This window comes from Candidatus Protofrankia californiensis (assembly GCF_900634765.1).
GTDB classification, from domain to species: Bacteria; Actinomycetota; Actinomycetes; order Frankiales; family Frankiaceae; genus Protofrankia; species Protofrankia californiensis.
Map to the genome: position 1 here is coordinate 1 of NZ_CAAAFT010000018.1, position 1419 is coordinate 1419.

Below are 1419 nucleotides of genomic sequence, written 5' to 3' on the forward strand. Positions count from 1 at the left end.
TCCCGGTGGTCCCCGTGGAGCCCGTCATCGTGGCAGACCCAACCACCGTGTTCACCCCGGACGAGATGCCCGCCATCGAGGCCATCGAGCGGGCCGCGGCCGACTTCGACGCTGACTCTGACCTCGCCCGGCGCGCCGACCGTGGCAAGCGGAAGGCGCGGAAGATCCTCGACCGGTTGCCCGCCGGTGTGTACGGCAGCTGGATCGTCGACCGGGTCGAGTCCAACCGGATGGTTGCCGACCTGGAGACGATCCGCGCCACCTACGCCCGTCTCGGTCTCGGTGACCTGCCCATGAAGGCGCCCGCGGCGAGCCTGCGAGTGATGCGCGCTGAGACCGTCGTGCCGGCCGTCAAGACCCTCGCGGCGGTGGCGGCATGATCCCCAACCCCGACGACATCTCGCAGCACCCCGATCTTGTCGAGCTTGCCGCGAAGACCCACGGACCGGCGTTCATGAGCCTCGCGGAAGTCACCGCAAAGATCAGCGAGTACGAGGCGCTCGCCGCGGACTCGACCGCCGACGTGGTGGCCCGCTTCGCCGCGAAGGCATACGTCGAGGGTGCCAAGTTCGTGCTGTCCGCAGTCCGTCAGGCCCTCCGCGCGGAGCTGGCCTCGTGACCGCCTCTGTTCGCACCCTGGCCCGCACTCGCGGGCCAGGACGTGCCCCCGAGTACCGCGAATCGCTCGCCGATCGCCTCGACTACATCCAGACGTTGCCGACCGAGCCGGCGGAGCTGTTCGACATGGTCGACTCCCGTACCCGGCCGTGCGTGGAGAACCCCACGGTCTTCTTCGGCAGCGACAGAGGCGACAGCGTTCGCGCCGCCCGGATGTGCGGGCCGTGCCCGGTCCTTGATGAGTGCCTGGCCTTGGCCCTGGCCCTGCCCGAACCCCCGGATGGCATCTGGGGAGGTCTCACCAAGAAGCAGCGCCGCCACGTGCACGACATCGCTTCCCGGCAGCGGGAAGTGCGTGAGGCGCGGCTACGGGAGCAGAACCGCACCCAGTGGGAACAGCGCGAGAAGCTCCGTCGGCGGCGAGAAGCCCTGAACGACCCGGGTCCGACGCTCGCTCTCATCTTCGACGAGGTCGCCACGGTCACCGCCCGCGGGATCGCCGAGGCCATCGAGCGCCTGACCGCGGATGGACGGCTTCTACCCGGCATGAGGATGCCTGGCTGCGTGGAGCTGTCGTCCGCGCTGGCGGTGCACTCGGCCATGGTCCGCCGGTCGTACCGGCTGTTGGCGTCGGCCGGCGTCCTGGACGTGGCCCAGGGCAGGGACACCCGTGTCACCGCCCGTCGGCGCAAGACCTCCGTGGCATCCGGGGAGGTGTCGATCTAATGGCCCGCGACCCAGACCCGCTGCTCGACTCGACCGCGGTCAACGACGAGGCGGACAGCACGGCCGACCGCGCGG

3 protein-coding genes are annotated in these 1419 nt (G+C 70.3%); all 3 read left to right on the plus strand.

The window, feature by feature from the left end; all coding sequences use genetic code 11:
• On the plus strand, nt 1-380 hold a 380-nt coding region (locus tag DD1DGNOD_RS00675), incomplete at its 5' end, for a hypothetical protein (protein ID WP_206442862.1).
• The gene (locus tag DD1DGNOD_RS00680) at nt 377-619 is read left to right on the plus strand and encodes a hypothetical protein (protein WP_131769205.1); all 243 of its coding nucleotides are present in this window, start codon (nt 377-379) and stop codon (nt 617-619) included. The genes DD1DGNOD_RS00675 and DD1DGNOD_RS00680, both read left to right, overlap by 4 nt.
• The gene (locus tag DD1DGNOD_RS26325) at nt 616-1344 is read left to right on the plus strand and encodes a WhiB family transcriptional regulator (RefSeq protein WP_165034628.1); all 729 of its coding nucleotides are present in this window, start codon (nt 616-618) and stop codon (nt 1342-1344) included. The genes DD1DGNOD_RS00680 and DD1DGNOD_RS26325 overlap by 4 nt, the downstream gene beginning before the upstream one ends.
• Nucleotides 1345-1419 lie beyond the last annotated feature (75 nt).

Coding starts and splice junctions, on each gene's coding strand:
- DD1DGNOD_RS00680 (WP_131769205.1), top strand. CDS start 377: ATGATCCCCAACCCCGACGACATCTCGCAGCACCCCGATCTTGTCGAG.